Annotated in this window: 6 protein-coding genes; 2 read left to right on the top strand and 4 right to left on the bottom strand. The window is 71.4% G+C overall.

The window, feature by feature from the left end:
• Together AOK23_RS38950 and AOK23_RS38945 are read right to left on the bottom strand one after the other, a co-directional pair.
• Positions 1 to 1,329: sensor histidine kinase (locus AOK23_RS38950; RefSeq protein WP_169800376.1), on the bottom strand; the 1,329-nt coding region annotated here is incomplete at its 3' end.
• A gap of 458 nt (positions 1,330 to 1,787) precedes the next feature.
• Complete coding sequence (locus AOK23_RS38945; RefSeq protein WP_079049951.1) at positions 1,788 to 2,957, bottom strand: MBL fold metallo-hydrolase; 1,170 nt, start codon at positions 2,955 to 2,957, stop codon at positions 1,788 to 1,790.
• A gap of 226 nt (positions 2,958 to 3,183) precedes the next feature.
• On the opposite strand from AOK23_RS38945, the gene AOK23_RS38940 reads away from it, so the two are divergent.
• Both AOK23_RS38940 and AOK23_RS38935 read left to right on the top strand, forming a co-directional pair.
• On the top strand, positions 3,184 to 4,368 hold the full coding sequence (locus AOK23_RS38940; RefSeq protein WP_055717184.1) for a Glu/Leu/Phe/Val dehydrogenase dimerization domain-containing protein: 1,185 nt from the start codon (positions 3,184 to 3,186) through the stop codon (positions 4,366 to 4,368).
• 20 nt (positions 4,369 to 4,388) lie between these two features.
• Positions 4,389 to 4,997 carry a TetR/AcrR family transcriptional regulator gene (locus tag AOK23_RS38935; protein WP_079049950.1) on the top strand — a complete coding sequence of 203 codons (609 nt, stop codon included), beginning with the start codon at positions 4,389 to 4,391 and terminating at the stop codon, positions 4,995 to 4,997.
• 210 nt (positions 4,998 to 5,207) lie between these two features.
• Here AOK23_RS38935 and AOK23_RS38930 read toward each other — a convergent pair whose 3' ends face one another.
• Entirely contained in the window at positions 5,208 to 5,993 is a 786-nt protein-coding gene (locus tag AOK23_RS38930; RefSeq protein ID WP_055717182.1) for an SGNH/GDSL hydrolase family protein, read from the bottom strand.
• 119 nt (positions 5,994 to 6,112) lie between these two features.
• A complete protein-coding gene (locus AOK23_RS38925; RefSeq protein ID WP_063791483.1) occupies positions 6,113 to 6,778 on the bottom strand; it encodes a DUF6250 domain-containing protein in 666 nt (221 codons plus the stop codon).
• Positions 6,779 to 6,782 lie beyond the last annotated feature (4 nt).

The following is a 6,782-nucleotide window of genomic DNA, read 5'->3' as shown; positions in this document are numbered from 1 at the left end:
GTCTGCGGCCGGCCGCAGACCGGAGGGGTGCTGGGCGTGGCGGGGGCCGGTGCCCGGTCGTCGGACTCCGGTGGGCTGCCGGGTCCCCGCCTGGGGCTGCGGTACGTCGTCGGGGGCGGACTGGTCGGTGCCGAGCAGGCCCTGGGGGACGACGAAGGCGGCTTGGACGCCGCCGTAGATGTTGCTCTGGAGGCGGACCTGGATGCCGTGGCGGCGGGCGAGCTGAGAGACGACGAAGAGGCCGATGCGGCCGTCCTGGAGGAGGCTCGCGACGTTCACCTGGTCGGGGTCGGCGAGCAGGGCGTTCATCTTGTTCTGCTCGGTGACGGGCATGCCGAGGCCCCGGTCCTCCACCTCGACGGCGAGTCCGGAGGTGACGAGGTTGGCGCGGAGCAGGACCTGGGTGTGGGGGGCGGAGAACACCGTGGCGTTCTCGACGAGTTCGGCCAGCAGGTGGATGACGTCGGCGACGGCATGGCCGCGGAGGGTGCCGTCGACCGGGGGTACCAGCTTGACCCGTGAGTACTGTTCGACCTCGGCGATCGCGGAGCGCAGCACCTCGGTCATGGGGACGGGGTTGCTCCACTGGCGGCGGGAGACGGCGCCGCCGAGGACGGCGAGGTTCTCGGCGTGGCGGCGGATGCGGGTGGCGAGGTGGTCGACGTGGAAGAGGCCCTTGAGCAGGTCGGGGTCCTCGATCTCGTTCTCCAGGTCGTCGAGGATGGAGATCTCGCGCTGCACCAGCGACTGCAGCCGCCGGGCGAGGTTCACGAAGACCTCCAGCTTCTGCTCGCTGCCCGCGTGACTGGAGAGCTGGGAGGCCTGGACCACGGCGGTGACGGCGCTGTCGTGGGCGCGGGTCAGTTCGGCGGTGAGGAGTCCGAAGTCGTCGGCGTCCGGGCCGTTCTTGGGGCGCGGGCCGCGCGCGGGCGGCTGCTCGCCGCGCCGGAGCGCCTCGACGAGGGCCCGCAGGTCCTCCTCGCCTTTGGCGCTCGACTCGCGCAGGGCGCCGAGGCGTTCGCGTACGGACCTGGCGGTGCGGTCGGCGGCCACTGAGGCGATCAGGACGGCGGCGAGGGCCACCGCGGCGGTGCCGGCGAGCACTGCCCACAGGGTGGGGCCGGGGCGGTGCTCACCGGCGCGGATGGTGAAGAGCACGGCGGCACAGGCGCTGAGGGCCACCGCGGTGGGGGGCAGGACCGCCAGACGCAGCAGTTGTGGCCGTATGTGGATCTCGGGCAACGCGGGGACGGCACGGGTGGCCGATCGCCCGTGCCGCCCGCCCTCACGGCGGTCTGCGCGTGCGGCCGGTGCGCGAAGGTGAGACATCAGCGTCCTCGTACTGGTCCGTCTGGGTGTGGGGGGTGCCGCGTCTGGGCGACTTGGGCGTGCGCCATCGCATGTCGGTCGGGAGAGTCGAAGAATTCGGCACTGCGTCGACCGACGGCAACTCACAGTAGTCGCCAACGCGTCATGTGCGGTGCGCAGTTGACAAAGAGCCCCGCAAAGCGCGCGGCTCTGATATGAGGCTTCGCACGACAGACCGATATTTCTTCGGACGGGTGTTCCTGTCGCTTTCTTTGTGCGACATCATTTCGATCAGATCTGGTCGGAACGGGTCGTCAAAAAACATCGAGGGCCGCGGAGCAATGCGCTCCGCGGCCCTCGCCGTCCATCGAAAAATCACCCTGTCGGGAGAATTTCAAAGAGGTTGACGATGTCGGTCGCCGATTTCCGAAGGGCCGACTTTCGAAGGGTCGGCTCTCGAAAGGTCGGCTTTCGAAGGGTCAGCTCTCGGCGACCAGATCGAGCTGTTCCCCGACCGGCGGCCAGGCGGTCCAGCCCTCGGCCGGCCGACGGGCGACGGATCGCCACCACGGGTCGGCCGGCGGGGTGTTCCGCGGCTCGAACGGCTCGCCCGGCCGCGGCGTGGCCAGGGTGACCCCCGCCTCGTGCGCGGCCCACAGCGAGCGCTCGCCGGGCTCCGCCCAGGAGTGCATCGCCAGATTGAACGTCGCCCAGTGGATCGGCAGCAGCACACCGCCGGTTCCGCCGCCCTGGAGGTCGAGGTGGGTCTGCAGCCCTTCCTCGGGCGTCATGTGGATGTCGGGCCAGAACTCGCTGTACGCGCCGATCTGGATCATGGTGATGTCGAACGGGCCGTGCTCGGCGCCGATGTCCTTGAAGCCCTGGAAGTAGCCGGTGTCGCCGCTGTGGTAGATCCGGTGCTCGTCACCGGCGACGACCCAGGACGCCCACAGCGTCTGCTGGGCGTTGCGCAGGCCGCGTCCGCAGAAGTGCCGGGCGGGGGTGGCGGTCAGGGTGAGGCCGCGGACCTTCGTCGCCTCGTTCCAGTCCAGCTCGCGGATGCGGCCCTCGGAGACACCCCAGTGCTCCAGATGGGCGCCGACACCGAGGGGGACCGCGAAGACCGTGTCCGTGCCGGCCAGCGCCTTGATCGTGGGCATGTCGAGGTGGTCGTAGTGGTCGTGCGAGATGACGACGACGTCGACCGGGCCGAGGGCGGCCAGGGGCAGCGGCGCGGGGTGGAGCCGCTTGGGTCCGGCGAAGGCGAACGGGGAGCAGCGCTCACCCCAGACGGGGTCGAAGAGCACCCGGTGTCCGTCGATCTCGGCAAGCACGCTGGAATGGCCCATCCACGTGATGCGCAGACCGCTCGCCGGGGGTCTGGCCAGGTCGGCGAGGGTCGTGGAGTGCACGGGGATCAGGCCGGCGGGGGCCCGGCGGACCCGCTCGTCCTTACGGAGGTACCCCTTGGCCATTTCCAGGGCCACACCGCGCGAGGGGGCGAGGCGGGCACCCTCCGGGTTCACGAACGCGCCGTTCGCGAAATGCGGGGACCGGCGGATCCGCTCCAGCCTGGCACCGGTCGGAACCGCACCGAAGGCGGCTGGCTGGACTCGCAGCCCCGAGCTCTGCGAACGGGAACCGGACACGGCACCTCCTGGTGGATTCGCTGAGGCATTCCATTATGGTCCGCCCCGCTGACAGCACCGCGCCCGATCCGTGGGGGCACGGTGACATACTGACCAACGGTTCAGTAGTGCCATCTGTTCCCCGGGTAGCGCGGACCCGGCGCCTGCTCTCTACAACCCGGTCCGCCCGCCATCCGTTCCCGCCCGCCACCGCCACTCGTCCTCCGGCCGTCTTCCAGGAGCCCGTATGTCCGCCCCGTACCTCTCCCTGACCTGGACCGATCACGTCACGGGCCGCCACGGGTTCCTCGTGGTGGACCGGCTGGTGCGCGGGGTGGCCAGCGGCGGGCTGCGGATGCGGCCGGGCTGCACCCTCGACGAGGTCGCCGGGCTGGCCCGCGGCATGACCATGAAGGAGGCGCTGCACTACGACCCCGAGGGCCGTTACGTCCCGCTGGGCGGCGCCAAGGGCGGTATCGACTGCGATCCCCGGGACCCGGAGGCGTACGGCGTCCTGGTGCGCTACCTGCGGGCGACGCGCCCGTACATCGAGGCGTTCTGGACGACCGGCGAGGACCTGGGGCTCTCCCAGGACCTGGTGGACCGGGCGGCCGCGGAAGCGGGCCTCGTCTCGACCGTCCAGGCCGTCTATCCCCTGCTCGACGACGAGCGGGCCGCCCGGCGGCGGCTGGCGGACGCGTTCGCCGTCGAGGTGGACGGCATCGGGCTCGACGCGCTGGTGGGCGGCTGCGGGGTCGCCGAATCCGTCCTCACGGCCCTGGACCGGACCGGCACGCCGTACGCCGGGACGCGGGTCGCCGTGCAGGGCCTGGGCACCATGGGCGGCGCCACCGCCCGCTTCCTCGCCCGGGCGGGCCTCACGATCGTCGCCGTGGCCGACATCAAGGGCACCGTCTCGAACCCCGCCGGCCTGGACGTCGAGGCCCTGCTCGCCGCCCGCGACGCCCATGGCACGGTCGACCGCTCCGCGCTGCGCCCCGAGGACCGGGAGACCTCCGCGGACGCCTGGTTGGCCGTCGACGCCGACGTCCTGGTCCCCGCGGCCGTCTCGTACGCGATCGACCCGGCCGACCAGGGGAGGATCACCGCACGTCTGATCGTCGAGGCGGCCAACATGCCGGTCCTCCCCGAGGCCGAGGACCTGCTCACCGCCCGCGGGGTGACGGTCCTCCCCGACGTGGTCGTCAACTCCGGCACGAACGCCTGGTGGTGGTGGACCCTGTTCGGCGACATCGCCCCGGACGCGCGCAGCTCCTTCGACCACACCCGCCGCTCCATGCGCGCCCTCGTGGACCTGATACTGTCCCGCGCCGAGCGTGACGGCACGACCCCCCGGGCGGCCGCCCACGCGCTGGCCGCCGACCGCCTCCCGGTCATCGAGGCACGCTATGGGCGCCACCGCCCGATCTGACCCGTAGGTAGGGTTGCCGTGTGGGCAGGGTCAGGTTGAGCGTGGCCGAGCGGCGCGAGGAGCTGCTGCGGGCGGCCATCGAGCAGATCGAGGCGCGGGGCGTGGCGGCGGTACGGATCGCCGACGTGGCCGCGTCCCTCGGCGTGAGCAACGCCTTGGTGCTCTACCACTTCTCGACCAAGGAGAAGCTGGTCGCCGAGGCTTTCCGCTACGCCGCCGAGGGCGATCTCGCCCACCTCCGCAAGCTGATCGCCCGCCGGACGACCGCGCTGCGCCGCCTCCGGGCGGCCGTCCGCTGGTACGCCCCCACCGGCCAGGCCAAGGGCTGGCGCCTGTGGATCGAGGGCTGGGCGGTCTCCCTCCGCGACCCCGCCCTCCGTGAGGTCACCCGCGACCTGGACCTCCAGTGGAAGGCCGCGCTCACCGGCCTCATCGAGGAGGGCGCGGCCGCCGCGGAGTTCCACTGCCCCGACCCGCAGGCATCGGCCCTCCGCCTCACCGCCCTCCTGGACGGCCTGGCCGTACAACTCACGTCCTACGACGGAGCGGTCTCCCGCACAAAGGCCCAACAGTGGGCGGACGAGACCCTGGCCCGCGAACTCAACCTGCTGGAATCCCCGACGCCCTGACCCCAGGGACCGCCGCCGTACCACGGCGACGGGCCGGCCGCCCACACACGGAAGGGGCCGTGCCGGTGCGTCAGGCCCGTCGCCTACAGCGGTCCGGAGAACCCGTCCCCACTCACCCCCGAGCGGTAGGGCACCGAGCCACGGGCTGACGCACCGGCACGGCTCCGCCCCACGACGAACCGCACGCGCGAGCGGCCGAACCCCACCGGTTCAGGCCACGGAAGCGATCCGCATCTTGATGTCGTCGGGCGACAACGCCCCCTTCGCCGACACATGGTCCCCGGACGACTCCCCGCGCAGCCGACGCCCGATCCACGGCACGAGGTACTCCCGCGCCCAGTGGATGTTGTCCCGCCGCACCTCGAACGTCCCCCGCGGCGGCAGCGGCGGCCATGGCTGCTCGGGATCCGCCGGCACCTCCAGGCCCAGCACCTGCCCGGCCCGCAGCGCGACCCGCGTGTGCCCCTCGGGCGACAGATGCAACCGGTCGTCGTCCCAGGCCCGCCGGTCCTGCACGGTCCTCAGCGACCACAGGTCGAGCACGGGACAGCCGTACCGGTCGGCGATGGCCCGCACATGCCCGTTGTACGTCGCGATCTTCCCCCGCAGGTGCCGGAGCACCGGCACGTCACGTGTGTCGAAGCCGGTGGTCACCATCACCGTGCCGACCGCCGAGGTGAGCCGGACCACCGCGCGCTCGAACCGCTCGGCGACCTCGTCGGGGTCGGTGCCGGGACGGATGATGTCGTTCCCGCCCGCACAGAAGGACATGAGGTCCGGCGCGAGTTCGAGAGCCCTCGGCACCTGGTCCTCGATGATCTGGTCGAGGAGCTTCCCGCGTACCGCGAGATTGGCGTATCTGAAGTCGCCCTCGGGCACCCGGTCCGCGAGGAGCACCGCGAACCGGTCCGCCCAACCGACGAACGCCCCGTCGGGGCCGGGGTCGCCGACGCCCTCGGTGAAGCTGTCCCCCACCGCCACGTACGACCCGATCACTGATCTGCTGTTCTTCGAATCGTCTGCCACATCGGGCCATGATTCACCTTCGGATGTGACCTACGCGACCGTAATAAGGGGTTGACGGGCGGTGAGATAGACCACGCTTCAAGATTCGATCAACCCGGGAATACGCCAGGTCGGGACAGCCGCCACACCCGGAAGTCCTGGATCCGGAAGTGACTCCACGTCGTCCGGAAAGCGAAGTGGCCACTGGTGTACGGGTCGGGGTCGACGTAGTCGAAGACCAGCCGCCCGTTGTTCCACCACCGCACCGTGGAACCGTCGGACACGATCCGCACCCGATGCGGTTGGTTCGCGACCAGCAACGGCTCGGTGTAGTCGAGGACGAGCGGCCGGACGCCCGCCTCCCCCACATAGCGCCGCAACCGCGTCGTCGTGTTGGTGTTGGCGCCGTACCCGACGTAGTACGTCTTCAGATGGTCGTACTCGGCGAGCGCCCCGCCGCGCGCGGTGGCGAACAGATCACCGGGCGAGCGCACGTCGACCGCGTTCCAGAAGTTGTTCAGGTCGGACACCCGGTCGTTGACTCCCCCCGCGGAGACCGGTGTGGCGGTGTACTCGATGACGTACGGCCCTTCGAGCTTCCGCCTGAACCAGACGGTCGCCCCCGCGGGTACGTCGACCTCCAGCACCCCCCGCGCGGCACGGACCGTCCCCCCGCGCTCCAACTCCACGGCCCACTGCCGAAGTCCCCGCCGAAAACCATCACCGGCGATCAACCGCCCCCGACGCCACGGGCCCCCGCCGACACCGACACCCACACCG

It is taken from the genome of Streptomyces torulosus (assembly GCF_001419765.1).
Classification (GTDB): domain Bacteria; phylum Actinomycetota; class Actinomycetes; order Streptomycetales; family Streptomycetaceae; genus Streptomyces; species Streptomyces torulosus.
Note: the sequence above shows the minus strand (reverse complement) of the source record. Positions and strands in the feature narration are given on the sequence as shown.